A 26,996-nucleotide genomic window follows, 5' to 3' on the forward strand; every position below is an offset into this window, starting at 1 on the left:
CGCATGGATGCCGCGGGCTATTCCGCGGGCACCAGGAACCCGTCCAACACGAGCGAGCGGATGCGCGGCTCCAGCTCCGTCCACAGCTCAGGAAGCGCCACGTCGAACAGGTCCGCCAGCGCCTGGGCGATCTGGCCGACGGTGAGGTCGCCGTCACACGCGCCGACGAATGCGGCGAGCGCGGGGTCGACGTTCACGGTGCGTGCGAAGCCCCCGCCCTGGCGCAGCTCGATCACGCTGGGGTCGTCGTTACCGGGAAGCAGATGGCGGGCCTCGGTGACATCCGCGGCCGTGAGGAGCGTGGCCGGCACCCCCTCGGCGAGGAGGTCGTGCCCGTGCAGCCCGGCGCCGAGTGCCTGGCCCACGCCGGAGACGTGCTGCACGATCCGTTCCGTCCGGCGCAGAGGCACACCGCCGCCGCGCCGCAGCAACACGTACCCGAATCCGATCGACGTCACCCCGCGCGCCGCGAAGTCGTCGAGCCAGGCGGTCAACAGGGGCGTGAACGCAGGGTCACGGGGCGTGGTGCCGCCGTCGCGGATCCACAGTTCCGCATAGCCGAGGGGCGAGAGCTGCTCTCGCTCGATCACCCAGAGGTCGAGCTCGAATGGGACCCACGCCTCGAGCCGCGCCAGCCCCGTCACGCCTTCGCGCGATTCCCAGTTGCCCAGCAGCTGCGCGATGCCTCCCGCGGTGAGGTACGAGGGCGCGGTGCGCACGAACAGCTCCACCAACGCGTCGCCGACCAGTCCCCCGTCTCGGTACTCGTACTCGGGCACGTCGTCGCCGCGGGGCGTGATCACGAACGGGGGATTCGAGACGATCAGATCGAACGCCTCGCCGACGACCGGCTCGAACATGCTGCCCAGACGGAACTCGATGTTGGTCACACCGTTGAGCAGCGCATTGATCTCGGCGTAGGCGAGTGCGCGGGCCGAGATGTCGGTGGCGACCACCGCGCCGGCACGGCGGGCGACCAGCAACGCCTGTATCCCACACCCGGTGCCGAGATCGAGAGCACGCTGCACCTCGACCGGCACCACGATCTCCGCCAGGGTGCGCGAGGCCCCACCGACGCCCAGCACGTGGTCGGGCGGCAAGGCTCCGTCGAGGGCCACCTCGTCGAGGTCGCTCGCGATCCACCACTCACCAACACCCTCCGTGTCGACGAAGGACTGCGGGCGCAGCAGCGCGATCGGGGTCACGGTGTCGGCATCCGCTGTCGCCAGGCCCAGGCCGACGAGTCCGTCGACGCCCAGTCGCGGCAGCGCGGTCTCCACCGCGGGCCGGGGCTGCGGCATCCCGAGCACCAGAAGACGTCCCAGGGTCGCGAGAACGCCGTCGTCGCCGCGGATGGCCCGGAGGATCGGCTCGCGCATGCCGCGGGCGAGCGCGTCATCCGCCTCTTCCCCCCACAGGCTTCGCAGAGGCTCCGAACGCAGGTCGGCGGCGTCGAGATCGGCGGCGAGCGCCGCACACAACAGGGGCTCGGGAACGGGTGCAGGGGTGTCGGACACGGCCGTCACTCTACGCGTCTTCAGGGTTCTCCTTCCTCCGGCCTCCTAGAATCACAAGGTCAGTACTCACGATCAGCCCCTGTCCCGGGCGTTCGAGGAAGACCTTCATGACCGTGACCACCCCCGAAACCGGCCTCCGTGCGCGCGTTCTGCGACTCACGCGCAGGACCGCGGTCTTCGCGATCGCACTCGGGGTCTGTGGATTCGTGGCTCCGAGTGCAGCGGTCGGCGCGACCGACGACTCCCCGGGGAAGGATGACCAGACGGTCGAACTCTACGTATCGGCGGGTGCGCGCGGTGCGGTCGCCCCCGGCGGCTCGACCTCTGCCGTCGTCACGGTGCAGAACGAGACGGATTCGCAGCTGAGCGGCGGACGGGTTCTCGTGGAGATCAACCGCACTCCGCTCACCGACGACGACGCGATCACGACCTGGCTCGACGACGGCGATGCGTCCGGCGACTTCACGACCCTCGGCAGTGAGACGACGACGACCGTGGATGCCGGTGACGAGGAGACGACGACCGTCTTCGTTCCGGATGACGTGCTCGGCGACATCGCTCCCGGCGTCTACCCGCTGCGTGCGGCCCTGACGGGCGCGAGCACGGGGACACCCGGATCCGACGACGAGGTCGACCGTGAGGTGGCCGCGACGAGCGTCCTTGTCATCACGGCCGGCCAGACCGCGCAGATCGGCGTACTCGTGCCGATCACGGCGACGCCGGCAGGGGGCGCGCTGCTCACGGCGGAGGAGCTCAGCACACTCACCGCCGAAGACGGGGCGCTCACCGCTCAGCTCGACGGCGTCGTGGGCACCGCAGCGGTTCTCGCCATCGACCCGGCGATCATGGCGTCGATCCGCGTCCTCGGTACGGCGGCGCCCGCCTCGGCGACCGAGTGGCTCGCCCGCCTCGACGATCTTCCGAATGAGAGGTTCGCTCTCCAGTTCGGTGACGCGGATGCCACCGCGCAGGCGCATGCTCAGCTCCCGTCGCTCCTGCAGCCGACCACGCTCGCACCGTTCCTCGATGAACGGAACTTCCCGAAGACGCCGGCCGCCCCGATCACCGATGCACCCGATACGACGGCCACACCCTCCCCCGCAGCGACGGACTCCCCTGCATTCCCGGACGATGCCGCGCTCTCGGAGGTCGACGGCGCCGCACCCGGCATCCTCTGGCCGCGCGGGGATGTCACGCAGGACGATCTGGCCACCTTCGAGGAGTACCTCGGCCGAGCGCCGCTCACGGTCCTCCCGTCGAGCAGTGTCGACGGAGCAGTGTCGGCCCATGCCACAGCCGGCTCGTCGGGGCTCCTGGTCACCGTCGACGCGGCATCGGCGGTGCTGTCGCAGGCTGCTGCAGAGAACGATCCCGCAGCCCGCCAGCGCGCCCTGGCCGCTGCCACCGCGCATCTGGCCGTCGCCGCGCAGAGCTCCCCGACGTCTCCCCTGCTGGTCGGACTCGAGCGCGACGAGACGCGCAGTGCCGATGCGCTGCGCGATGCGATCTCGACGGCGGACACCGCCGGTTTCAGTCTCACAGATCTGCGTGCCACGCCCGCCGCGGCCGCGTCACTGACGGCGGAACCCGACGCAGCCCGTGCCGCCGCGGTGAACGAGCTGCTCGCCGACGAGAGCACCCTCACGGGCTTCTCGACGATCCTCGCGGATCCCGCGCTGCTGCTCAGCCCGGAGCGCATCCGGATCCTGCGCACTCTCGCCGTCGGCATCCCGACCGCCTCCTTCGACGCCGAGGTCCTCGAGCACCGCGACGCGACCCGCGAGACCCTGGGCGCCGTCAGCATCCCCCCTTCGAGCACGATCCAGCTGTTGACCGCGGCAGCCGACCTTCCCTTCCGGGTGCGCAACGACCTGCCCTGGCCGGTGACCGTTCGGCTGACCGTCATCCCGACCGACCTGCGCCTCGATGTGGAGCAGGTCACCACCGCCGAGGTGCCGGCGAACTCCAGCACGCGCGTCAAGGTCCCGGTGTCGGCCCGCGTCGGCAGTGGTGAGCTCACGCTCCGGTTGAGCCTGTCGAGCCCGACCGGCGTGGCGATCGGCGGAACCGAGAGCGTACGAGTCGCCGTGCGAGCCGAGTGGGAGACCATCGGACTCGCTGTCCTCGGCGGCTTGATCGTGGTGCTGATCGGTCTGGGCGTGTGGCGCACCGTACGACGCCGTCGAAACGAGGCGAACGAAAGCGCGGCGGATGCAGATGCAGCCGCCGATCCTGATGCCGTGCAAGAGGACGTCGTGAACACCGCCCCGGATGCTGGCTCGACCGAGAAGCCGAATGAGTAGCCTCGGTCGCGCGAGCGCCGTCATCGGCGCCGGCACCATGGTGTCCCGCCTCACGGGACTGCTGCGCAGCATCGTGCTGGTCGGAGTGATCGGCTCGTTCTCAGGACCCGCCAACGCCTTCACCTACGCCAACCAGCTCCCGAACAGCGTGTTCTCGCTGATCTCCGTGGGCATTCTCACGGCCGTCATCGTCCCCCAGATCGTGAAGGCGGCTGCGGATGCCGACGGCGGCAACGCCTTCATCTCGAAGCTCTTCACGCTGGGTACCGTGGTCCTGGTCGTGGTCACCGGGATCGCGACGGCCGCGGCACCGTGGCTGGTCCATCTGGCCGCAGGCAAGGCGACGCCCGAGATCCTGGCTCTCGCCACGGCGCTCGCGTACTGGTGTCTGCCACAGATCCTCTTCTACGGCCTCTACGCACTCCTCGGCGAGGCCCTGAACGCCCGTCGCATCTTCGGTCCGTTCACGTGGGCTCCGGTCATCAACAACGTCGTCTCGATCATCGGGTTCCTCATCCTGGGCGCCGTGTTCGCTCCGGTCTCCACGAACGCAGCGGAGTGGACGCCCGCCATGATCAACACACTCGGCGGCACGGCGACCCTCGGCATCGCCCTGCAGGCCGTCGTGCTCCTCGTGTTCTGGCGTCGCACCGGTCTCGCCCTGAAGCCCGACTTCCGGTGGCGCGGCGTGGGGCTCGGCGCTGTCGGACGCCTCGCCGGGTGGACCTTCCTGATGGCATTCGCGAGTCTTGCCGCCGGGATGCTGCAGGGGTTCATCATCAGCGAGGCGGCCGGCGCCGGAGCTTCGGCGACGGTTACTGCGAACGCCTGGTTGATCTTCATGCTCCCGTACTCGGTCATCGTGCTGTCGATCGGGACGCCGTACTTCACGCAGATCAGCGAGCACGCGGCGGCCGGCCGCGACGGCGAGGTGCGCTCTGACATCGCTCGCAGCATCCGGACGCTGCTGTTCTTCATCGTTGCCGCTGTCGCCGCTGTCGCCGCGGCGGCCATCCCTGCCTCACGCGTCTTCTCGAAGGCCACGGAAGAGGTCAGCGCCGCGAGCGCGTCCGAAGCCGCCGCCCTCGTGCTGCTCTGCTACCTCGTGAGCCTGATCCCGCTCACGATCCTCTTCATCGTGCAGCGCACGTTCTACGCCTACGACGACACCCGCACGCCGTTCTGGTTCACGATCTTCCAGTGCGTGCTCATCGTGGCGACCGCGCTCGGCGCCTGGGGACTGCTCGAGGCCGACGTCATCCCGATCACCTCTCTCGCCGCGGCGGTGGCCCTCGGTCAGTCGATCGCGAGCATCCTCCAGACCGTGGTGGCCACCTGGTTGCTGCACCGCAAGATCGGCGGCCTGCAGGTCGGGAGCTGGATGCTCACGATCGGCCGCTTCGCCGTGGCCGGCATCCCCGCCGGGCTCGCGGGCTGGGGCGTGTACCTGCTCGCCGGCGGCGCGGACGGCTGGATGGTCGGGGGGCAGTTCCTCGGGGCCATCGGCACCGCGGTCATCGGCCTCGTGGTGGTCGTGGTCTACATCGGCATCCTCGCCCTGATGCGTGCCCCGGAGCTCAAGGTCGCCGGTTCTCTGGTGCGACGGTTCCTGCCCTCACGCTGACGCGTCCGTTGAGCCGTCTCACAGCCCGGCGCGCGACCCTGGTCAGGGAATGCCGCGCGGCTACCATGGGTTGAAGCACTCGAAGGTCATTCGACTGCAGTTTCTAAGACGGAGAGCACATGCGTCAGGTCATCATCATCGGCTCCGGCCCCGCCGGATTCACGGCTGCCATCTACGCGGCCCGAGCGAACCTCAAGCCTCTGCTCATCGCGAGCTCGGTCGAGGTCGGCGGCGAGCTGATGAACACCACCGAGGTGGAGAACTACCCGGGCTTCCCCGAGGGCATCCAGGGACCGGAGCTCATGGCCAAGTTCCAGGAGCAGGCGGAGAAGTTCGGTACCGAGGTCGTCTACGACGACGTCACCGAGTTGCAGCTCGACGGCCCCGTCAAGAAGGTCATCCTCGGAAGCGGCGCGGAGCACGAGACCCAGTCGCTGATCTACGCGACCGGTTCGGCCTACCGCAAGCTCGGCATCGAGGGCGAAGAGCGCCTGTCGGGCTACGGCGTCTCGTGGTGCGCCACGTGCGACGGCTTCTTCTTCCGCGAGAAGACGATCGCGGTCGTCGGCGGCGGTGACTCCGCGATGGAGGAGGCGACCTTCCTCACGCGCTTCGCGGAGAAGGTCTACGTCATCCACCGCAAGGACTCCCTGCGCGCCTCGAAGATCATGCAGGAGCGCGCGTTCGCGAACGAGAAGATCGAGTTCGTGTGGAACAGCGAGGTCGCAGAGGTTCTCGGTGGAGACTCCGTCACCGGCGTCCAGCTGCGTTCCACTGTCGACGGCACCCTGAGCGACCTGCCGCTGGACGGCGTCTTCATCGCGATCGGCAATGACCCGCGTACGCACCTCGTGCACGACAAGCTGAAGCTCACGGCTGAGGGCACCATCTGGGTCGACGGCCGCTCGTCTGTGACCTCCGTGCCCGGCGTCTTCGCCGCGGGTGACGTGATCGACCCCACCTACCGTCAGGCCATCACGGCTGCCGGCTCCGGGACGGTCGCGGCCCTCGACGCGGAGCACTTCCTGGCGGATTTTGACGACGCCTCCGTCGAGTTCCCGGCTGCGGAGGCCGCCGAGATCCTCACTGCGTGACCCGGCGGGAACAGTTTCACCTCGTCGGCTGTTGTAGCAGACGAACCTCGAATCAAGGAGAACTCTGATGAGTGCAAAGGCTACGAGCCAGGCGACCTGGGAGCAGGACGTTCTGCAGGCCGACGGTCCCGTGCTGGTGGACTTCTGGGCGGAATGGTGCGGCCCGTGTCGCATGGTCGCCCCGGTGCTGGACGAGATCCAGGCCGATAACCCCGACAAGATCACCATCCTCAAGCTCAACGTGGATGAGAATCCTGAGCTGGCGATGAAGTACCAGATCACGTCGATCCCGGCGATGAAGGTGTTCAGCGGTGGTGAGGTCAAGACGACCATCATCGGCGCGAAGCCGAAGTTCGCTCTCGAGAAGGACCTCGCCGCTTTCATCGGCTGAGTCCCGCTACGTCTCAGGCCGTCGTCTCCTCCGGGAGGCGGCGGCCTTTCGTCATCCCACCCGCCCCGCAAGGTGACGAATCGCGGACCCTGTGACGAATCGCGGACCTGTCACCGCGATTCGTCACAGGGAATTGTCCTGTCCTCCGGGAAGTGTCGGCGTCCATTCCTTGTCCGACACCGGCACGGATGGCAATCCCCTCGCCTCCCGTGCACGATCGACCAGTTCCTGGATGACCGGCGTCTTCGCAGCGTTGTACGACGAGCGCCCCTGCGCCGCAGCCGCCACGGCATCGCACTTGGCGTGCGTGTAGCGATCGGCGTCGTCCGGATGCGCGAGCAGCCAGTCCCGCAGGATGCGCTGGTTCACGTCGTCCCACTCCGCAGCCGTGAAGAAGTGGGCGATGCGGGTACGGATGCCGTCGCGTTCGAACACCATGACCGTGTGGGTGCGCACGCCGCTGCCGAGTCGCCATCCGAGGCGCTCAAGCGCATCCCGATGCCGGGCGAGATCCTCGGCATCGTCCACCCGCACGGCGAGGTCGATGATGGGTTTCGCCCGCATCCCCGGCACCGCCGTCGATCCGATGTGCTCGACGATCCACGCCGGGTTGCCGTGCGCACGCATCTCAGCGGCGATCTGCTCGAACTGAGCGGGCCAGGACGGGTCGTACGAGACGAGCTGCCGCGGCATCAGGAGGCGTCGGCGACCGAGGGGTCCCAGCGCCGGTGGCGCTGCTTCTCGTCCAGGAGCCCCCAGACGGCCGGAGTGAGCTCCGGATACTCCAGGGCGATCTGACGCAGCACACGGTAGTGCCGAGCGGCATTGGGGCGCACGCCGTCGTTCGCGGTGATGTTGTCGGCGCGGAGCAGATACACCACGAGCTCGTCGACGCTCGGCAGCTCCTCCATGAACTCCCAGGGGTCCTCACCGCCGAGGAGGCGCTCCTGGATCAGCACGGCGAGTTCGTCGGCTGCCTCTGCACGCAGCACTTCCAGGCTGGCGCGACGGGGGACGGACTCGGTCATATCTCCAGCCTACGCGCGAGGGCGGCGAGGTCGGCGCTCGACCTTCACGTCTTCGCTCATCTCCTCGAGTTCTTTGCCCTTGGTCTCCGCCACCTGGAAGTAGACGAAGAAGAACGACAGCAGTGCGAAGAACGCGTAGAACCCGTAGGCGAACGGAAGCCCGATCTGCGCGAACGCCGGGAAGGTCGTCGAGATGAAGAAGTTCGCCGCCCACTGCGCTGCCGCGGCGACCGCCAGAGCACCGGCACGGATCGAGTTCGGGAACATCTCGCCCAGGAGCACCCACACGAGCGGGCCCCAGGTCGCACCGAAGAACACCACGAACGCGTTGGCGCAGATCAGCGCCACCGTGGACCACGGGTCGGGAAGCGTCACCGCGCCGGCGGAATCCAGAGTGCCGAACGAGAAGGCGAGAGCCATCAAGCCGAGCGATATCGTCATGCCCACAGAGCCCACGAGCAGCATGATGCGCCGGCCCACCCTGTCGACCAGCAGGATGGCCACGATCGTCACGACGATGTTGGTGACGGAGGTGATCACCGTGATCGTGAGGGCCTGCGCTTCGCCGAAGCCGACGGACTGCCACAGCGTGGTCGAGTAGTAGAAGATGACGTTGATGCCGACGAACTGCTGGAAGACGGAGAGCAGGATGCCGACCCAGACGATCGGCTTCAGACCGAAGCGGTTTCCACGCAGATCACGCAGCGACTCGGAGCGCTCAGTGTTGATCGTTCCGGTGATCTCCTTGATCTTCGCGTCGACGTCGACGGTCCCGGTGACGGCTGTCAGGACCTCTGAGGCCTTCTTCAGCTCGCCCTTGGCGACCAGGTAGCGCGGAGACTCCGGCAGACGCAGTGCCATGATTCCGTAGACGATGGCGGGGATCGCCTCGGCGATGAACATCCATCGCCAGGCGTAGAGGCCCCAGAGCGGCTCTGCAGCTCCCCCGGCGACGTCGGCGAGCATCGCGTCGGACAGCAGCGCGACGAAGATACCTGTGACGATGGCGAGCTGTTGGAGAGATCCCAGACGACCGCGCATGTGCGCCGGCGAGACCTCGGCGATGTAGGCCGGGGCGATGACGGATGCCGCTCCCACGCCGAGTCCGCCGACGACGCGCCAGATGATGAGGTCGACGACGCTGAACGCGAGGCCGGATCCGATCGAGGAGAGGAGGAACAGGATCGCTGCCGCCACCATGATGGGGATGCGCCCGTAGCGGTTGGCGAGCGGACCGGCGAACCAGGCGCCCACCGCACAGCCGATCAGCGCGGAGGAGACGGCGAAGCCCTTGAGCCCGACTCCGAGGTCGAAGCCCGAGCCTGCGCCCGCGAGAGCATCCACCGCGCCGTTGATCACCGCGGTGTCGAAACCGAACAGGAATCCGCCCAATGCCGCCGCGATGCTGATCGCGATCACGCGACCCCTCAGAGCTGAACCCGATGGTGTCGCTGACATGATGTCCTCCCCGACGTCTGTTGAAGGGGAGTCTAGGCCTGTCGAGGTCCGCGCGGGGCGGCGTCAGCTCTTGCCGTAACCCTCTTCGCCGAGCTCTTCGAGAATCCGGTTCAGATCCTGGATGGAAGCGAAATCGATTGTGACCTGGCCTTTACGCGCGCCCAGCGCGATCTTGACTCGGGTGTTCAGGCGATCGCCGAGCTTTCCGGCCACTTCGTCGAGGTAGGCGCGTCGCGCGCCCGGCGTCGGCTTGGGGGTCGAGCCGGCCACCGCCGGCTGGTGCTTGGCGACTTCTTCCGTCGCACGGACGGAGAGATCTTCGTTCACGACCTTGTCTGCGAGGCGCTGCATGGCCTCGGCGTTGTCGAGGCTCAGGATCGCCCGTGCGTGTCCGGCGGTCAGCACACCGGCGGCCACGCGCTGCTGCACGGGCACGGGGAGCTTGAGAAGACGGATCGTGTTGCTGATCTGCGGACGAGAGCGTCCGATCCGCGTCGCGAGCTCCTCCTGCGTGATGCCGAAGTCCTCCAGAAGCTGCTGGTAGGCCGATGCCTCTTCCAGAGGGTTCAGTTCGGAACGGTGCAGGTTCTCGAGCAGCGCATCGCGCAGCAGATCCTCGTCGGCGGTCTCCCGCACGATCGCGGGGATGGTCTCCAGGCCGGCCTCACGTGCCGCGCGGGTACGCCGCTCCCCCATGATGAGCTCGTAGTCGCCGTCGGAGTTCTTGCGCACCACCACGGGCTGCAGCACACCGAACTCGCGCACACTGTGCACCAGCTCGGCGAGGTCCTCGACGTTGAAGTGCGTGCGCGGCTGCCGCGGGTTCGGCACGATCTTCTGCGGGTCGACCTGCACGAGATGGATGCCGGGAACCGCCTCCAACTCCGCTTCGACCACCGGCGCCGTGCTCTCCGGCGCCGCACGCAGGCTGGCCCCCGGGAAGAACACGTCCACGGGACGCTCGGACTGATCGGCGGTGGGGATGAGAGCGCCGATACCGCGGCCCAATCCAGTGCGCTTCGCCATCATTTCTCCTTGCTCTGCGACGCTGTGCGCGACGCGATCTCGACAGCGGCCTCGCGATACGCGATCGCGCCGGCGGATTGCCCATCGTAGGCGATCACGGTCTGACCGAAACTCGGGGCTTCCGACACCCGCACCGAGCGGGGAATGACGGTTTCCAGCACCTGAGTCGGGAAGTGGGTACGAACCTCATCGGCGACCTGCTGCGCCAGGCGGGTACGCCCGTCGAACATTGTCAGCAGGATCGTAGAGAGGTGAAGCGCCGGATTGAGGTGCTTCTGGATCATCTGGATGCTGCCGAGCAGCTGGCTGAGCCCCTCCAGGGCGTAGTACTCGCACTGGATGGGGATGAATACCTCAGACGCCGCAGTGAACGCGTTGATCGTCAGCAGGCCCAACGAGGGTGGGCAGTCGATGATCACGAAGTCCATGGGACTGTTCGTGAGGTACTCCTCCAGAGCCCGGCGCAGGCGGTGCTCACGGGCGACCTGGGCGACCAGCTCGATCTCGGCGCCCGCGAGGTGGATCGTGCTCGGTGCGCAGAAGAGGTTCGGGTTCTCCGGGCTCTGCTGAATGATGTCGGCGAGCGGGAACTCCTCGATCAGCACGTCATAGACACTCGGGATGTCCGCACTGTGTGGAACCCCCAGCGCAGTGGAGGCGTTGCCCTGAGGGTCGAGGTCGATCACCAGGACCTTGGCACCGAGTCCGGCAAGTGCCGAAGCGACATTCACGGCTGTGGTCGTCTTGCCGACGCCACCCTTCTGATTGGAAACCGTCAGCACACGTGTATCCCCCGAGAACTCCACCTTTGCGGATTCAAGGGCACGCCGCCGAGCGGAGAGGTCTGCAAGTTCCCGCGCGAGCGGTGTATCCGTACCGAACGAATCGTTCGAGGATGCCTTTTCGGACTGTTTCACGTGAAACATCCACTCCTTTCGGGGCCGCGTTCCACTCTAATAGCTGGGGAGGACGTTGATTGTCGGATGATCAGGACTTCTGGCGGGTTCTTCGGCCGGCTTCCGCGGTCCACGGCTGCGCGCACACCGATGACGATCCGCTTTGTGGCCCTGTGAGACCTCGCGGGGTGGCGGGCGCGTCCCCTCTCCTGCTATTCGTCCACCCCTCCCTCGCGGCGCTGGTCCTGCCTTGATCGCCAGTTCGGCGGCACGCCCTCGCCCGCAACCACCATGCGCGAGCTACGCAGCAGATCCGAGGTCCTGGCTGCTGAGGGTGCTGCACTCACCCACCGAGACGGACTCGCGCGGAGGAACCGCGGCTGGGTGGCGTCAGACCCGGCGCGGGGCGCCGGCTCAGTGTGCGGCTGGGTCACCGACACTGCCGTGTGCGGATCGCCTGCGGCAAGAACACGTGCTGGTCCTCCCGCAATGCGGTGCCGCGCTGGCGGGTAAGGGCCGGGCGACCGGACACCGGCCCTCCCCCGCTCCACCGGGTCGCTCCGGCGTAAGGCCATCCCTACGGTGTCCCGTGTGCCAGCACGGCCAGCGGGTTCCCCACTGGAGTAGTTCGGGATCGTCGATACCGCGTGAGTTCTGGCTCGGTCGATAGGGCGCGTAGCTGCGACGCGAGCTGGCTAGGCACGCGCTCAGGTAGCGACTCCGCGGCTGCACAAACGGACGTGCGCCCACACACGGCGGATATAGGCGTGTTTCACGTGAAACGCTCCTACGTTTGCTCTGGTCCAGCGGCCGAGAATGGCCAACTCGCGGGTGGAACCCTCGCTCCTGACGACGGTCGCCCTCGGGCACAGGTCGATGTTTCACGTGAAACATGCCCATGTGTGCCTGGATTCGAGCATCCCTCCGACCAGCGTCGGCGCCCACGTCGACGATGAGGCCGCCTCACCCCGTTCACCATTTCACGGAGGCCGATGTTTCACGTGAAACAACCGACCGCCGTCAATGGGTGCACGTCTTGCGCAGCGACGTCGTCAGCACCACAGCGTCATGGGACTCGGGCCACGGGATCAGAGTGACGCCCTACTCCTGGCGACGGACATAGCCCCTGCCTGCCCGAACCCACCATCGGCCAGATCGGGATCAGCGCACACGGTGCGCGCTCGTCCACCGGGCTACCAAGTCGACCGGCTCGCATGCAGAAGTGTCCTCACGCGCCACACGGCAGGCACCCCACGACCACGACCACGACCACGACCACGAACACGAACACGAACACGAACACGACCCATCTTCAGTGTCGAGCACCGCACAGTAGTGCCGAGGACAGTGGGCGCACCCGCGTCGCGCGCGACTCACCCCTGATGTTTCACGTGAAACGCGATCTCCCCCGAGCTACGGATCCATCGCTGAACAGAGGACCCAGCCCTGTGGATGGATCTGTGGAGCAGACGCCGGCTCGTTCCCGAAACATCGGCCGCCAGCCGTCAGATGTCGCCGTGTTTCGTGTGAACCACAGGGCTAGCGGGCCCTCGTCTCGTTCCGGGCCACAGCGGCGAGCCTGTGGATAACCTACTCAAGCAACTCATAGCCAGCGCACCAGATGCACAGCGCAACCGCAACAGATGCCACCGTTTCACGTGAAACATCCCTCGCACCGAGCCGCTGCACCCCCGTGCGCAAGAGCAGCCTCACCTGAGACTATTGCTCACACCCAGCGCACAATCGGCACCCCAGGGCGCGCCCAACATCCCCCACCTGACGCAGATCACGCCCCGCGAAACCACCGCATCAGTCGCCACTCACCATGATCTCCGCACAGGACTCGATGGCGATCCAACCACTCGATCAACGGCTGATGTTTCACGTGAAACGCTCTCCTCCCCCGACGAAGCGGCTTCTTGCGGCGACACCCCGCTACCAACTAGAAGCCAACAAGCACCGAAGTCTCGGCCGAAACGAAACGCTGTGACTGAAGGGGATGCTCCCGGAGTGAGGATCGGGAGGGGACCCGCTTGCAGGGAGGGTGCGCGTTCCGCGAACGAAGGGAGTATCGCCTTCAGTCGCCCACAAGCAACCCAGGCATCCTCAGACGCGATCAGTATGTTTCACGTGAAACATCCCGCCGACAAACTAGCGAACAACCGCCCGCAGAACACGAGTCGTCTCGCCCAGCACTCCTTCGCCGAGAACCTCGACGCGTACGTTCGACAGTCGGAACTTCTTGATGGCCTTCTGTCCAGCCTCGATCTCGTTGTCGACGTTCATGCCCTTGAGCAACGCCAGCTCTCCGCCGTCTTTGACCAGCGGGGCAGTGAGAGGAATGAGGGTGCGAAGCGCGCTGACGGCTCTCGCCGTGACGACGTCGAAACCCTCAGGGCGACGCACGTCCTCGGCGCGGGCACGGTGAACCTCTACGTTCTCCAGCCCCAGCTCCGTCACCTGCTCATTGAGCCAGTTGACGCGACGCTCCATGGGCTCGATCAGGGTCCACTCCACATCCGGTCGAGCAATGGCAAGCACGAGCCCGGGAAGGCCTGCGCCGGAACCGATGTCCGCCACAGATCCATGGAAGAGCGGGGCTGCGATCACGCTGTTCAGGATGTGTCGTGTCCACAGGCGAGGAAGCTCCAGCGGCCCGATCAGGCCACGTTCCTCCCCTTCGCGCGCGAGGGAATCCGTGAAGGCGCGCGCAATATCGATCCGATCACCGAAGAGCTCCGCAGCGATGGCGGGCTCCTGCTCGAGGCCGGTCATGGCCGGACTCCCGAGCGATGTTTCACGTGAAACATCAACGACGACGGAGGACCGTGTGCCGGTCGGCGCCCTCGCCGTAGGACTCTGACACCAGACCGCGGTCCGAAGCGATGTCATGAACCAGCTTGCGCTCGTAGCTCGACATGGCAGGCAGGGATGCCTGCGACGAGCCCTCGTCGAGCTTTGCGGCAGCAGCATCGACCAGCGTCTCGAGCTGTCGACGACGGATGTCGCGCGATCCGCCGATGTCGAGGATCAGTCGCGAGAATCCACCGGTCTTGTTCTGCACGGCGAGACGCGTCAGCTCCTGGAGAGCCTGCACGGTATCCGGCGCGGAAAGCAGGGCGAGTCCGTCATCCTCCGCCTCCACTGACACGTACGCGCGGCCCTGACGAACGTCGAGGTTCAGATCACCATCGATGTCGGCGATATCGAGGAGCTCCTCGAGGTAGTCCGCAGCGACATCGCCTTCATTCTCGAGCTGAGCCACCGTGGGCTCGACGCTCTCCGTCACGCTCTCGGTCATGAGGCGCTCCCCTTCTTCTTCGCACGCTTCTTGCCGACAGGCTGCTGACGCTTGGGAGCCTCGGCCTTGGCCTTCTCGACTTCCTCGAGCTTGCGCTGCTGCTCGGCCTCGTACACCGACATCGGAACGACCTTGCCCGTCGCATCGATCGCCTTGCCCTTGCGGGCCAGCCGCTCCTCACGCGCCTTCGCAGCTTCGGAACCGGGGGTCGGCATCTCACGGATCACGAGGAACTGCTGTCCCATGGTCCAGAGGTTCGAGATGAACCAGTACACGACGACGCCGAGCGGGAAGAAGATGCCCGAGAAGATGAAGCCGAGCGGCAGCACGTAGAGCATGATCTTCTGCATCTGGTACGCCTGGCCGGTCTTGGCCTCGGGCGACAGGTTCTTCGAGATGATCTGCAGCTGGGTGAAGAACTGCGACGCGATCATGAGCACGACGAGCGTGACGAGGATGATGATCGCGGTGGTGTTGCCGGTGTCGACGGCATTCCCCAGCGTCTCGTGCAGCGAGGCGACACCGAAGAGCTTGGCGTCGTAGAACTGCTGGGTGAGTTCCGGGTTGAGGAGACCCACGCCTCCGATGCTGTCCTTGGCGTGCTTGCTGACATCGCTCAGCACGCTGAAGAGTGAGAAGAAGATCGGCATCTGCACCAGCAGAGGCAGGCAGCTCGACATCGGCGTCGTGCCGTGCTTCTTATACAGCGCCATGGTCTCGCGGCTCATGGCCTCGCGAGAGAGCTGATCCTTCTTGCCTCGGTACTTCTCCTGAACTTTTCGCAGTTCAGGAGCGATTTCCATCATCTTCCGCTGGCTCTTGATCTGCTTCACGAAGAGCGGGATCAGAGCGGCACGGACCACGATGACGAGACCGACGATCGACAGCACCCATGTGAGCCCGGAAGCAGCAGGGAGACCCACCGCGGTGAGAAGCCAATGCCAGGCGACGAGAATCATCTCGACGACCCACTTCAGCGGCCACAGAATGGTGCCGAGCAGGTCGAAGCCACCGCTCGCAGGTGCGTCGCTGGGGGTGGTGCTGGCTAGCAGGAGATCAAGACCCACTGATCAGTCCTTTCGGGCAGGGACGACGAAACCGCGAGCAGTCAGGTCGTAGCGGAAGTGCTTGTGCGGTTGTACGTCGTCGACGCCACCGCGAGACCAAGGGTTGCAACGGAGGATGCGCCAGGCAGAGACCAGGGATCCCCGCACAGCGCCGTGCTGTTGCACTGCACCTACAGCGTAGGCGGAACAGGAGGGGTAGTACGCACAGACATCTCCATACAGAGGAGACACCACGGTGCGGTAACCCGAGAGGAAGCCCAACACCAGGTTGCGAGGAATCAGCGGGATGCTCCGCAGCAGATCGCGACCCTGCAGATGCGCCTCGCCGATGGAGGAGGCCGGGAGCGCCGTCATATCCGTACCTCGGCAGGCGCGGCACTCAGTCGACCGAGGCAGCGGTTCACATCCGCGCTCAGTTCGGCATAGGTCGCGGTGGCAGACGCAGGAAGGGCACGGATGACGACATCCGTGCCCTCGGGGACGCGCGGCAGCGCCTCCGCACAGACGGCTTTGAGTCGTCGACGTACGGAGTTGCGCACCACGGCGTTCCCCACCTGCTTGCTGATGATGAAACCGAACCGTGCAGCAGTGCTCTCGCCCGTCGACAACATCGAGGTCACGACGCGCGCCCCGCCACAACGGGATCCACGTCGAACGACCAGTCGATAGTCGCTCCCGCGGGTCAGCCGATACGGGCGGGCGAGCACAGCGGACTACGCGGAGAGCTCGGTGCGGCCCTTCGCGCGACGAGCGGCGAGGATGCCGCGGCCGGCGCGGGTGCGCATGCGAGCACGGAAGCCGTGCTTCTTGGCACGACGACGGTTGTTGGGCTGGAAGGTGCGCTTAGTCATGGAATCACTCCGGGAATGCTGCCACCGGGTTCACTGCGACCGGAGACATGGGGTACTGCCAAAAATGGCATAAGTCAACCAAGTAAGGGTACGTCTTGGCGGCGCGCAGAGCAAATCTGCGCGCTGAGGCATACGGCGTCCAGAGTGAACCGCACAGCCATTATCCACAACCCACGCTCTCTCCACGGGTACAACACGCTCGCGTGTTTCCAAGGGCAGGTTGCCGTTCACAGCCGGGATGACTACCGTGGCAGAGCAAGTTATCCACAGGGGACCGCGGCATCGGGGAACCCTCATCGAAACCCCCGCGCGGAGCGTCATGTCCACACCAGCCCAGCCCGACGTTCCGATCTGGACCACGGTGCAGGAGCTGCTGGAGTCCGACGATCGCGTCACTCCTCAGTTGCAGGGATTCCTCAGCCTCGCCGTCCCCGCCGGCGTCATGGCCGCGACGCTGTACCTCGAAGTGCCCAACGACCTCACCGCGGCGCAGATCAACAAGAGACTCCGTCTTCCGATCATGGAGGCACTGACGCACCTCGGCGACGAAGTCACCGCCTTCCGCGTCGTCGTGAACCATGAGCTCGCCGAGCAGCCGACCGCGCCGATCGCCGTGTCCGAGTTCGGACGACAGGACGGCGACTTCGCGCGGCAGGACCATGTGCGGGTCGAGTCCCCCATGGAACAGCCGACACCGATGCGGCACGAGTCCCGGCTCAACCCGAAGTACACCTTCGACAACTTCGTGATCGGTCAGTCCAACCGATTCGCCCACGCCGCAGCGGTCGCGGTCGCCGAGGCACCGGCCAAGGCGTACAACCCCCTCTTCATCTATGGAGACTCCGGACTCGGCAAGACGCACCTCCTTCACGCGATCGGCGACTACGCACAGTCGCTCTATCCGGGCGTCAAGGTGCGATACGTCTCAAGCGAGGAGTTCACGAACGACTTCATCAACTCGATCGCGAACAACCGGGGCGCGGCTTTCCAGGCGCGCTACCGCGAGGTCGACATCCTCCTGATCGATGACATCCAGTTCCTGCAGGGACGAGCGGAGACGCAGGAAGCGTTCTTCCATACCTTCAACACGCTGCACGATCACAACAAGCAGGTGGTCATCACCAGCGATGTCGCACCGAAGCACCTCACCGGCTTCGAGGATCGGATGCGCAGCCGGTTCGAGTGGGGTCTGATCACCGACGTGCAGGCCCCCGACCTCGAGACGCGTATCGCGATCCTCCGCAAGAAGGCCCAGAGCGAGGCGCTCCACATCCCCGACGAGGTGCTGGAGTACATCGCAACCGTGGTCTCGTCGAACATCCGAGAGCTCGAGGGTGCCTTGATCCGAGTCTCCGCGTTCGCGAGCCTCAACCGGTCGGCGCTCGACATCTCTCTCGCTCAGACCGTGCTGCGCGACATCATCGATACGGCCGAGGACAACATCATCTCGCCGACCGACATCATCACGGCGACAGCGCAGTACTTCAAGCTCACGGTCGACGACCTCTACGGATCGAGCAGATCACAGCAGATCGCGACCTCGCGCCAGATCGCGATGTATCTGTGCCGTGAGCGCACGAGTCTCTCTCTTCCGAAGATCGGACAGCTCTTCGGAAACCGCGACCACACGACCGTGATGTACGCCTATAAGAAGATCAGCGAGCTCATGAAGGAACGGCGCTCGATCTACAACCAGGTCACCGAGATCACCACGCAACTCGGTCGCCGCTGACCACGTAACGCCTGTGTGAAGGGGGACACCGCATCCGTTCTGGTGCCGTGTCCCCCTTTTCTGTTGATCTGACACGCCGTCCGCGCTACGGATAGATGCCTCTATGCACATGTGGATAACTTGTGGATGACTGTTGAACTGCGACGCATGAATGTGGGTCGATCAGTCAAACCTGTGGATAACTCCGGGGAAGCTCAGAACGACTCCCTGGCCCCACGCCCCCGGTTTCCTCAGGGATTCCACAAGTGACAACTGTGTAGTTCCTTACTCCCGACAGCTATCCACCGAGTTATCCACAGAATCCACAGCTGTTAACACTGTTAAGGAGTTAAACCAGTTAAGGCGCGATCCGATCACCAGAGAGTGTGAAAACCGGGATCCGAATGACAAATCCCTCGGGCGTAGGGATACGTGTGACTCTGGGGCTAGCATGGGAAGCCCTGCACAGGGAAAGACGACGACACGCGTCGCAGAACGACGACAAGGGAGCACCAGTGAGGTTTCAGGTCAACCGCGATGTCTTCAGCGAGGCAGTCTCGTTCGTCGTCAAACTTCTGCCGCAGCGCAATCCGCAGCCGATCCTCGCCGGAGTTCTGATCGAGGCGGATGGCTCCGGGCTCACGCTCTCGGCCTTCGACTACGAAGCATCCGCGCGCACGACGATCGAAGCAACGGTCGACACTCCTGGCACGATCCTCGTGCACGGTCGCCTGCTGTCGGACATCGCGAGCCGCCTTCCGAACGCGCCGATCGAGATCGCCGTCGAGGAGGACGGGGGAATCACCGTCACCTGCGGTTCCGCACGATTCACCCTCGCTGCCATGCCTGTCGAGGAATATCCCTCGATCCCTGAGGTCTCCGGCTCGTCCGGCGTCGTTCCCGCCGATGACTTCGCCACCGCGATCTCCCAGGTCGGTTTCGCTGCATCCCGCGATGACGTGACCCCGGTCCTCACCGGTGTGCAGCTCGAGGTGTCGGGTCACAACCTCAGCCTCGTCGCCACCGACCGTTACCGGGTCTCCCTGCGCGATGTGCCCTGGGACGGAGAGTCCGTCGAGACGACGGCACTCGTTCCGGCTCGCACCCTGCTCGAGGTCGGGAAGACCTTCGGCCACGCCGGCACGATCCAGATCGCCTTCTCGGGTGCCGGCGACCGCGAGATCATCGCGTTCACCTCGGGCAACAAGACAGTGACTTCTCTCCTGATCAAGGGCAATTTCCCGCCCGTGCGCCGACTGTTCCCCGAGCAGACGGAACACTACGCGGTCGTCAACACGGCGGATCTGGTCGAGGCCGTTCGTCGTGTCGCACTGGTGCTCGACCGCGCCGCTCCGTTGCGCTTCACGTTCTCGAGCGACAGCGTGACGATGGACGCATCCGGTAGCGAGCACGCACGAGCATCGGAGTCGGTCGATGCGATCCTCAACGGTGGTGACGAGGTGACCCTCGGACTGAACCCGCAGTACCTGATCGAAGCGCTCGGTGCTGTGAAGAGCGAGTTCGTCCGGGTGACGTTCACGTCGAGCGACAACGCCAACAAGCTGAGCCCGGTTCTCATCACGAGCCAGACCTCGGTCGACCAGGCCGGCCTGGATTCCTTCAAGTACCTGCTGCAGCCGAACCTGCTCCTGCGCTGATCCGGGTTCCCGTTCGGGGCGTCCTCGTCTCGTCGTGTGTCCAGTGTCAGACGCCGAAGGTAGTGTGAAGCCGTGATTGTGGAGCACCTGAGTCTGGTCGATTTCCGCAATTATGCGACCGCTGATCTCGCGCTGCATCCGGGGCCGAACGTCCTCGTCGGCCTCAACGGGCAGGGGAAGACGAATCTGGCAGAAGCGGTCGTGTTCCTTGCGACGCTCGGTTCCCACCGAGTGTCCTCCGACGCGCCGATGGTGCGTGACGGCCAGGATTTCGCGATCATCCGCGCTCGTCTCTCGCATGGTGAGCGCCGGGTGCTGGTCGAGGTGCAGCTGAACCGCCAGGGATCGAACAAGGCGCGCATCAACGGATCCCCGTCGAAGACGAACGAGCTCCCCCGGTACGCGCACGTGGTGCTGTTCGCGCCGGAGGATCTGCAGATCGTGCGGGGAGATCCGTCGTCGCGACGCCGCTTCGTCGATCAACTGCTCGTGCAGCGGACACCCCGTCTTTCCGCGGTTCTCGCCGACTACGACCGCGTACTCAAGCAACGCAACGCCCTGCTCAAGTCCGCGCGTGCCCGCGGGATCAAGGGGGAGGCGCTGAGCACCCTTGATGTCTGGGACGACAAGCTGGTGTCGCTCGGGTCCGAGATCATCGTCGCTCGACAGCGGCTGGCCGCGGATCTGCAGAAGCCGGTGGCCGATGCCTATGCCGCGATCGCCGGTGCTGATCATCAGCCACAACTCGAATGGGCGTTGTCGGTGCGGGGCGCCGATCCGGAAGAGGATGCCGGTCGGGCGGAGGCCGCGGGAGCTGCGGCGGTCGAGACCATGGCAGACATCGCCGAGCTGTTCCGCGCCTCGCTCCTCGCCAAGCGGTCGAGCGAGCTCGACCGCGGTCTGACGCTCACCGGGCCGCATCGCGACGATCTGATCCTGCGGGTGCGTTCCCTTCCGGTGAAGGGATATGCGTCGCACGGAGAATCGTGGTCGGTCGCCCTCGCGCTGCGCCTGGCCTCGGCTGAACTGCTGCGCAGCGAGTCGCCCGCTGGCGATCCGGTGCTGATCCTCGACGATGTGTTCGCCGAACTCGATGCCAACCGTCGCCAACGTCTGGCCGATCTCACCGCGGGGTACGAGCAGGTGGTGGTCACGGCGGCCGTGGAGGAGGATATTCCTGAGGTGCTGCACGCCCACGTGGTGCGGATCACTGCGGGAACCATCAGCGATGATCGTGAGGCTTCGGCCGGCGCGGCGACCGGGAACGACACGGATCAGGAGGCGACACATGACTGACATCTCCATGAACCTCGCCGCGGCGGCATCCGATGCTCCGGAGACGGTCTCGACCTACCTGCGCCTCCGCGGTCTCAAGCCGAGCCCGAACTCGTGGAAGCGGAAGCGTCGCATCCGCGACGACGACGACAATGCTCCGTTCACACCCGGTCGTGACCCGGGAACCTTGGGGGATGTGCTCGACAAGCTCAGTCGCGATTCCGGCTGGCAGACCACGCTCGCCCGTGAAGACCTGGTGCGTCAGTGGGCGGATCTCGCGGGCGCCGACACCGCGAAGCACTCCGAGCCGGTCTCGCTCGAGCGCGGTCTGCTCACCGTGAAGTGCGATTCGACAGCCTGGGCGAAGAACCTCCAGTACATGCGAGCGACCATCGTCACGGAGATCGGGCGACGCTATCCGGATGCCGGCGTGGAGAACCTCCGCTTCATCGGACCGGACGTTCCCTCCTGGAAATGGGGTCCCAGAGCCGTCCCAGGGCGGGGCCCACGCGATACCTACGGGTAGGACACCATCGGCAGGGTCCAGACGGCTCAGAGGGCCACACGCGGCCGTTGAGCGGGATTTCACGACAAAACCCGGCTAGAATGGGAGTTCGTGATATCGATGTGGAGAATGCCCTCTGATGACGCCTGAATCCCCTGCTGACGAGACGGAATCCAACACCGAAGGAACCTCGAACCCGTCTACGGGCTCAGAGACCCACACCCCGACGGACGAGGGGACCCGGTCCACATCGATCTCCCCCAAGGTGAAGCAGCCGGGTGAGTACGGTGCGGACTCGATCCAGATCCTGGAAGGCCTCGAGGCCGTTCGCAAACGTCCTGGCATGTACATCGGATCGACCGGTCCCCGAGGTCTTCACCACCTGGTCTACGAGATCGTCGACAACTCGGTCGATGAGGCGCTGGCCGGGTACGCCGACACCATCCTCGTCACGATGCTCGCCGACGGTGGCGTGCGTGTCGTCGACAACGGCCGCGGCATCCCGGTTGACCCGCACTCTTCGGATCCGACGAAGTCGACGGTCGAGGTCGTCCTCACGATCCTGCACGCGGGTGGGAAGTTCGGCGGCGGCGCCTATGCCGTCTCCGGTGGTCTGCACGGTGTGGGTTCGTCCGTCGTGAACGCGCTCTCGACGCGCTTCGACGTCGAGGTCAAGCAGAAGGGCTTCGTCTGGCGGCACAGCTTCGCCAACGGCGGCACCCCGCAGCAGCAGCTCGAGAAGGGCGAAGCCACCGACGAGACCGGAACGACCATCACGTTCTGGCCTGATGCCGAGATCTTCACCGAGACGATCGAGTTCGACTACGACACGCTGCGCACGCGTTTCCAGCAGATGGCGTTCCTGAACAAGGGACTGCGCATCGATCTGCGCGACGAGCGTCCGCAGTCCGCCTATGAGATCGAGGTCGACGGGCAGACTGTCACGAAGCAGCCGGGCGATGTCTTCTTCTACGAGCGCGGTCTGGTCGACTACGTCGAGTACCTGAACAAGGTGCGTCACGCAGAGGTCGTGAACGAGGAGATCATCGCGTTCGAGTCCGAGGATGTCGCGCGCAAGATCTCGCTCGAGGTCGCGATGCAGTGGACGACCTCGTACACCGAGAACGTCTTCACGTACGCGAACACCATCAACACTCACGAGGGGGGAACGCACGAGGAAGGCTTCCGCGCGGCGCTCACCACGCTCGTGAACAAGTACGCCCGTGCGAACAACATCCTCAAGGAGAAGGACGACAATCTCTCCGGCGACGATGTGCGCGAGGGACTCACCGCGGTGATCTCGATCAAGCTGGGCGAGCCGCAGTTCGAGGGTCAGACCAAGACCAAGCTCGGCAACACCGAGGCGAAGGCGTTCGTGCAGAAGGTCGTGGGCGATCAGCTCGGCGACTGGTTCGACCGCAACCCGACCCAGGCGAAGAACATCATCCGCAAGGCACTCGACGCCGCGACCGCGCGCCTCGCGGCTCGCAAAGCGCGCGAGACCGCCCGTCGCAAGAGCGTGTTCGAGTCGGCGGCGATGCCCGACAAGTTGAAGGACTGCACGAGCAAGGACCCCTCGATCAGCGAGATCTTCCTCGTCGAGGGTGACTCCGCAGGTGGGTCGGCGGTGCAGGGGCGCGACCCGCACACCCAGGCGATCCTGGCGCTGCGAGGCAAGATCCTCAACGTCGAGCGTGCGCGCCTCGACAAGGCGCTGGGCAACAAGGAAGTCCAGGCGATGATCCAGGCCTTCGGCACGGGCATCGGTGAAGAGTTCGACATCGAGAAGGCGCGATACCACAAGATCGTGCTGATGGCCGATGCCGACGTCGACGGTCAGCACATCACGACGCTGCTGCTCACGCTGCTGTTCCGTTACATGCGGGGACTCATCGAGGCGGGCTTCGTCTACCTCGCGATGCCGCCGTTGTACCGCCTGAAGTGGTCGAACTCCGCACACGAGTACGTGTTCAGCGACGCCGAGCGCGACGCCCTGCTCAAGCACGGTCTCGACAACGGCAAGCGCATTCCGAAGGATGCCGGCATCCAGCGCTACAAGGGTCTCGGTGAGATGAACCCGAAGGAGCTGTGGGAGACCACGATGGATCACTCCACTCGTACCCTCCAGCAGATCACGATCGAGGATGCCGCGGCCGCGGACGAGATCTTCAGCGTGCTGATGGGTGAGGACGTCGAGTCCCGACGCAGTTTCATCCAGCGCAACGCCAAGGACGTCCGCTTCCTCGATATCTAGTGGAGACATGGGTCCCTGAGCTCGTCGAGGGGACCCGGATGCTTCGACAAGCTCAGCAACCCAGGAAATGACAAATGACTGACGAAGAACGCACCGAGCCGGCGCACGACCACGGCAAGATCGATCAGGTCGACCTGCAGTCGGAGATGCAGCGCAGCTATCTCGACTACGCGATGGCCGTCATCGTCGGCCGCGCGCTGCCTGATGTCCGTGACGGACTCAAGCCGGTGCACCGCCGCGTGATCTACGGCATGTACGACGGTGGCTTCCGCCCCGACAAGTCGTTCTCGAAGTGCGCGCGTGTGGTCGGCGAGGTCATGGGCCAGTACCACCCGCACGGTGACTCGGCGATCTACGACGCCCTGGTCCGTCTGGTGCAACCATGGTCGCTCCGGTACCCGCTCGCTCAGGGACAGGGAAACTTCGGCTCCCCCGGAAACATGGGTGCTGCGGCCCCGCGTTACACCGAGACGAAGATGGCTCAGCTCGCGCTCGAGATGGTGCGCGACATCGAAGAGGAGACCGTCGACTTCACCGACAACTACGACGGTCAGACCCAGGAGCCGACTGTTCTGCCGGCGCGTTTCCCGAACCTGCTGGTCAATGGTTCGGTCGGCATCGCGGTCGGTATGGCGACCAACATCCCGCCGCACAACCTGCGTGAGGTTGCGGATGCCGCCCTGTGGGCACTCGACAACCCCGGCATCTCTCGTGAAGAGCTGCTCGACGGACTGATCCAGCGCGTACCAGGCCCGGACTTCCCGACCGGTGCACAGATCCTCGGCACCAAGGGCATCCACGAGGCGTATCGCACGGGTCGTGGTTCGATCACGATGCGCGCGGTCGTCAACGTCGAGGAGATCCAGGGACGCACGTGCCTCGTGATCACCGAGCTGCCGTACCAGGTGAACCCCGACAACGTGGCAGTGAAGATCGGTGATCTGGCCCGCGACGGCAAGATCACCGGCATCGCCGACATCCGCGACGAGTCCTCCGACCGTACGGGTCAGCGTCTGGTCGTCGTGCTCAAGCGCGATGCCGTCGCCAAGGTGGTGCTCAACAACCTGTACAAGCACACGCAGCTGCAGGAGAACTTCGGCGCGAACATGCTGGCGATCGTCGACGGCGTTCCGCGCACGCTCGCTATCGACGGCTTCATCACGCACTGGATCACCCACCAGATCGAAGTGATCGTGCGGCGCACGGGCTTCCGGCTGCGCAAGGCCGAGGCCCGCATGCACATCCTGCGCGCCTACCTGAAGGCGCTCGACGCGCTCGACGAGGTCATCGCGCTCATCCGCCGTTCTCCTACGGTCGACGATGCCCGCTCGGGTCTGAAGGCCCTGCTCGACATCGACGACGACCAGGCCGATGCGATTCTCGGAATGCAGCTGCGTCGTCTCGCCGCTCTCGAACGTCAGAAGATCCTCGACGAGGCGAGCGAGCTCGAGGGACAGATCGCCGACTTCAAGGCGATCCTCGCCGATGAGTCCCGTCAGCGCACCATCATCCGCGAAGAGCTCACGGCCATCGTGGAGCGCTTCGGCGACGATCGTCGCACGCACATCCTGCACGGCTTCGACGGCGACGTCTCGATGGAAGACCTCATCGCCGAAGAGGAGATGGTCGTCACCGTCACTCGTGAGGGCTACATCAAGCGCACGCGCAGTGACAACTACCGCTCGCAGCACCGCGGTGGCAAGGGCGTCAAGGGCGCACAGCTGCGTGCGGATGACATCGTCGAGCACTTCTTCGTGACGACGACCCACCACTGGCTGCTGTTCTTCACCGACAAGGGACGCGTCTACCGGGCGAAGACCTACGAGGTGCCCGAGGCTGGCCGCGACGCGAAGGGCACGCACGTCGCGAACCTGCTGGCGTTGCAGCCTGATGAGAGCATCGCGCAGGTGCTCGACATCCGCGACTACCAGGTCGCCGAGTACCTCGTGCTCGCAACGCGAGAGGGTCTGGTCAAGAAGACCCGCCTCGAGGCGTACGACACCAACCGCCAGGGCGGCGTCATCGCCATCCGTCTGAACGACGAGGATGAGCTGGTCAGCGCACTCATGGTGAACAAGGAGGACGACATCCTCCTGATCAGCCGTCGAGGCATGTCGGTCCGGTTCGAGGCGACCGATGAGGCGCTGCGTCCGATGGGTCGCGCGACCGCCGGTGTGCGGGGTATGAAGTTCAAGCTCGACGGCGACTGCCTGCTGTCGGCGTCGGTCGCCGCACTCGGGAAGTTCGTGTTCGTCGTCACCGACGGAGGGTTCGCGAAGCGCACCGCGGTCGAGGAATACCGCGTGCAGGGACGAGGCGGAACGGGCATCAAGGTCGCCAAACTCAACGATGATCGGGGCACTCTCGCGGGTGGTCTGATCGTCGCCGAGGACGACGAGGTCTTGGTGGTTCTGTCCAGCGGCAAGGTGGTACGCTCTGCCGTGGCCGAGGTGCCCGCCAAGGGCCGAGACACCATGGGAGTGGTGTTCGCACGGACGACGGAAGCCGACCGTATCCTCGCCATCGCCCGCAACAGTGAGCGGGGCCTCGCAAGCGACGAGGACGCCACAGAGGCGGAGGGGGAATCCGAAGCCCCTGAGACGACACAGAACCCTGAGGAAAGTACGGACGCATGAGCACAGTAGCCGACAAGCTGGCGAAGAAGTCCACACGAAAAACCAGTGGCAAGCAGGTTCGCCTGCGTCTCGTCTACGTCGACTTCTGGTCGGCAGTGAAGCTCTCGTTCCTCGGAGCGGTGGCCCTCGCGGTCGTCACGATGGTGTCGTTCTTCCTGATCTTCCTGGTACTTCAGGCAACCGGCATCATGGCGACCGCCGATGAGTTCATCAACAAGTTCTCGGATGGTGCGATCGCGCTGTCCACGCTCGTGGGACTGCCGCAGGTCATGGCCTTCGCCGCCGTCGTAGCGATCCTGAACCTGATCGTGTTCACGGTGCTCGGTGCCGTGATCGCGGGAATCTACAACCTCGCCGTGAAGGTGACGGGCGGACTGCTCGTCGGCTTCATGTCGAACTGA

23 protein-coding genes are annotated in these 26,996 nt (G+C 65.4%); 11 read left to right on the forward strand and 12 right to left on the reverse strand.

All coding sequences use genetic code 11. The features are described 5' to 3' along the window. Positions 1-17: 17 nt before the first annotated feature. Positions 18-1,526, reverse strand: coding sequence for a DUF7059 domain-containing protein (locus tag MRBLWO12_RS15545; protein ID WP_414685487.1), 1,509 nt, complete (start codon positions 1,524-1,526; stop codon positions 18-20). Between the two features lie 98 nt (positions 1,527-1,624). Here MRBLWO12_RS15545 and MRBLWO12_RS15550 point away from each other — a divergent pair, with 98 nt between their 5' ends. From MRBLWO12_RS15550 to trxA, 4 genes are all read left to right on the forward strand, one after another. Beyond that, positions 1,625-3,820 carry a DUF6049 family protein gene (locus MRBLWO12_RS15550; protein WP_363557056.1) on the forward strand — a complete coding sequence of 732 codons (2,196 nt, stop codon included), beginning with the start codon at positions 1,625-1,627 and terminating at the stop codon, positions 3,818-3,820. Next, a complete protein-coding gene (gene murJ, locus MRBLWO12_RS15555; protein ID WP_363557058.1) occupies positions 3,813-5,444 on the forward strand; it encodes a murein biosynthesis integral membrane protein MurJ in 1,632 nt (543 codons plus the stop codon). Before MRBLWO12_RS15550 ends, murJ begins: the two co-directional genes overlap by 8 nt. Positions 5,445-5,563: 119 nt before the next feature. After that, positions 5,564-6,538: a thioredoxin-disulfide reductase gene (gene trxB, locus MRBLWO12_RS15560; protein ID WP_363557060.1), complete on the forward strand. Its 975-nt coding sequence runs from the start codon at positions 5,564-5,566 to the stop codon at positions 6,536-6,538. Between the two features lie 67 nt (positions 6,539-6,605). Further along, positions 6,606-6,929: a thioredoxin gene (gene trxA / locus MRBLWO12_RS15565; RefSeq protein ID WP_017203843.1), complete on the forward strand. Its 324-nt coding sequence runs from the start codon at positions 6,606-6,608 to the stop codon at positions 6,927-6,929. A gap of 123 nt (positions 6,930-7,052) precedes the next feature. Here the strand turns inward: trxA and MRBLWO12_RS15570 are convergent, their stop codons facing one another. The 11 genes from MRBLWO12_RS15570 to rpmH form a co-directional block, all read right to left on the reverse strand. After that, positions 7,053-7,622 carry a GrpB family protein gene (locus MRBLWO12_RS15570; protein WP_363557062.1) on the reverse strand — a complete coding sequence of 190 codons (570 nt, stop codon included), beginning with the start codon at positions 7,620-7,622 and terminating at the stop codon, positions 7,053-7,055. Then, complete coding sequence (locus MRBLWO12_RS15575) at positions 7,622-7,957, reverse strand: tryptophan synthase subunit alpha (protein ID WP_363557064.1); 336 nt, start codon at positions 7,955-7,957, stop codon at positions 7,622-7,624. Before MRBLWO12_RS15575 ends, MRBLWO12_RS15570 begins: the two co-directional genes overlap by 1 nt. Before the next feature lie 9 nt (positions 7,958-7,966). Further along, the gene (locus MRBLWO12_RS15580) at positions 7,967-9,415 is read right to left on the reverse strand and encodes a sugar porter family MFS transporter (RefSeq protein WP_363557066.1); all 1,449 of its coding nucleotides are present in this window, start codon (positions 9,413-9,415) and stop codon (positions 7,967-7,969) included. A 63-nt stretch (positions 9,416-9,478) separates the two neighbouring features. Beyond that, positions 9,479-10,441: a ParB/RepB/Spo0J family partition protein gene (locus tag MRBLWO12_RS15585; protein WP_363557068.1), complete on the reverse strand. Its 963-nt coding sequence runs from the start codon at positions 10,439-10,441 to the stop codon at positions 9,479-9,481. Further along, a complete protein-coding gene (locus tag MRBLWO12_RS15590; RefSeq protein ID WP_363557070.1) occupies positions 10,441-11,367 on the reverse strand; it encodes a ParA family protein in 927 nt (308 codons plus the stop codon). The genes MRBLWO12_RS15585 and MRBLWO12_RS15590 overlap by 1 nt, the downstream gene beginning before the upstream one ends. A 2,121-nt stretch (positions 11,368-13,488) precedes the next feature. After that, on the reverse strand, positions 13,489-14,112 hold the full coding sequence (rsmG, locus tag MRBLWO12_RS15595; protein ID WP_363557072.1) for a 16S rRNA (guanine(527)-N(7))-methyltransferase RsmG: 624 nt from the start codon (positions 14,110-14,112) through the stop codon (positions 13,489-13,491). Positions 14,113-14,146: 34 nt separating this feature from the next. Then, complete coding sequence (locus MRBLWO12_RS15600) at positions 14,147-14,638, reverse strand: protein jag (protein ID WP_363557074.1); 492 nt, start codon at positions 14,636-14,638, stop codon at positions 14,147-14,149. Then, positions 14,635-15,705, reverse strand: coding sequence for a membrane protein insertase YidC (gene yidC / locus MRBLWO12_RS15605; protein ID WP_363557076.1), 1,071 nt, complete (start codon positions 15,703-15,705; stop codon positions 14,635-14,637). The genes MRBLWO12_RS15600 and yidC overlap by 4 nt, the downstream gene beginning before the upstream one ends. A 3-nt stretch (positions 15,706-15,708) precedes the next feature. Then, a complete protein-coding gene (gene yidD, locus MRBLWO12_RS15610) occupies positions 15,709-16,059 on the reverse strand; it encodes a membrane protein insertion efficiency factor YidD (RefSeq protein WP_363557078.1) in 351 nt (116 codons plus the stop codon). Then, positions 16,056-16,412 carry a ribonuclease P protein component gene (gene rnpA, locus MRBLWO12_RS15615; protein WP_363557080.1) on the reverse strand — a complete coding sequence of 119 codons (357 nt, stop codon included), beginning with the start codon at positions 16,410-16,412 and terminating at the stop codon, positions 16,056-16,058. The genes yidD and rnpA overlap by 4 nt, the downstream gene beginning before the upstream one ends. A 6-nt stretch (positions 16,413-16,418) precedes the next feature. Continuing rightward, entirely contained in the window at positions 16,419-16,556 is a 138-nt protein-coding gene (gene rpmH, locus MRBLWO12_RS15620) for a 50S ribosomal protein L34 (RefSeq protein ID WP_045278552.1), read from the reverse strand. A 319-nt stretch (positions 16,557-16,875) separates the two neighbouring features. Between rpmH and dnaA the strand changes: the two genes are divergently transcribed. The 7 genes from dnaA (at position 16,876) to MRBLWO12_RS15655 (ending at position 26,996) form a co-directional block, all read left to right on the forward strand. Further along, positions 16,876-18,288, forward strand: a complete 1,413-nt coding sequence (dnaA, locus tag MRBLWO12_RS15625; RefSeq protein WP_363557082.1) for a chromosomal replication initiator protein DnaA — start codon at positions 16,876-16,878, stop codon at positions 18,286-18,288. A gap of 494 nt (positions 18,289-18,782) precedes the next feature. Then, entirely contained in the window at positions 18,783-19,925 is a 1,143-nt protein-coding gene (gene dnaN, locus MRBLWO12_RS15630) for a DNA polymerase III subunit beta (RefSeq protein ID WP_363557084.1), read from the forward strand. A gap of 72 nt (positions 19,926-19,997) precedes the next feature. Then, the gene (gene recF, locus MRBLWO12_RS15635; RefSeq protein ID WP_363557086.1) at positions 19,998-21,221 is read left to right on the forward strand and encodes a DNA replication/repair protein RecF; all 1,224 of its coding nucleotides are present in this window, start codon (positions 19,998-20,000) and stop codon (positions 21,219-21,221) included. Next, complete coding sequence (locus MRBLWO12_RS15640) at positions 21,214-21,726, forward strand: DUF721 domain-containing protein (protein ID WP_363557088.1); 513 nt, start codon at positions 21,214-21,216, stop codon at positions 21,724-21,726. The genes recF and MRBLWO12_RS15640 overlap by 8 nt, the downstream gene beginning before the upstream one ends. A 118-nt stretch (positions 21,727-21,844) precedes the next feature. Beyond that, entirely contained in the window at positions 21,845-23,959 is a 2,115-nt protein-coding gene (gyrB, locus tag MRBLWO12_RS15645) for a DNA topoisomerase (ATP-hydrolyzing) subunit B (protein ID WP_363557090.1), read from the forward strand. 74 nt (positions 23,960-24,033) lie between these two features. Further along, the gene (gene gyrA / locus MRBLWO12_RS15650) at positions 24,034-26,595 is read left to right on the forward strand and encodes a DNA gyrase subunit A (RefSeq protein ID WP_363557092.1); all 2,562 of its coding nucleotides are present in this window, start codon (positions 24,034-24,036) and stop codon (positions 26,593-26,595) included. Next, complete coding sequence (locus MRBLWO12_RS15655) at positions 26,592-26,996, forward strand: DUF3566 domain-containing protein (protein ID WP_247628477.1); 405 nt, start codon at positions 26,592-26,594, stop codon at positions 26,994-26,996. The genes gyrA and MRBLWO12_RS15655 overlap by 4 nt, the downstream gene beginning before the upstream one ends.

This window comes from Microbacterium sp. LWO12-1.2 (assembly GCF_040675875.1).
GTDB lineage: Bacteria > Actinomycetota > Actinomycetes > Actinomycetales > Microbacteriaceae > Microbacterium.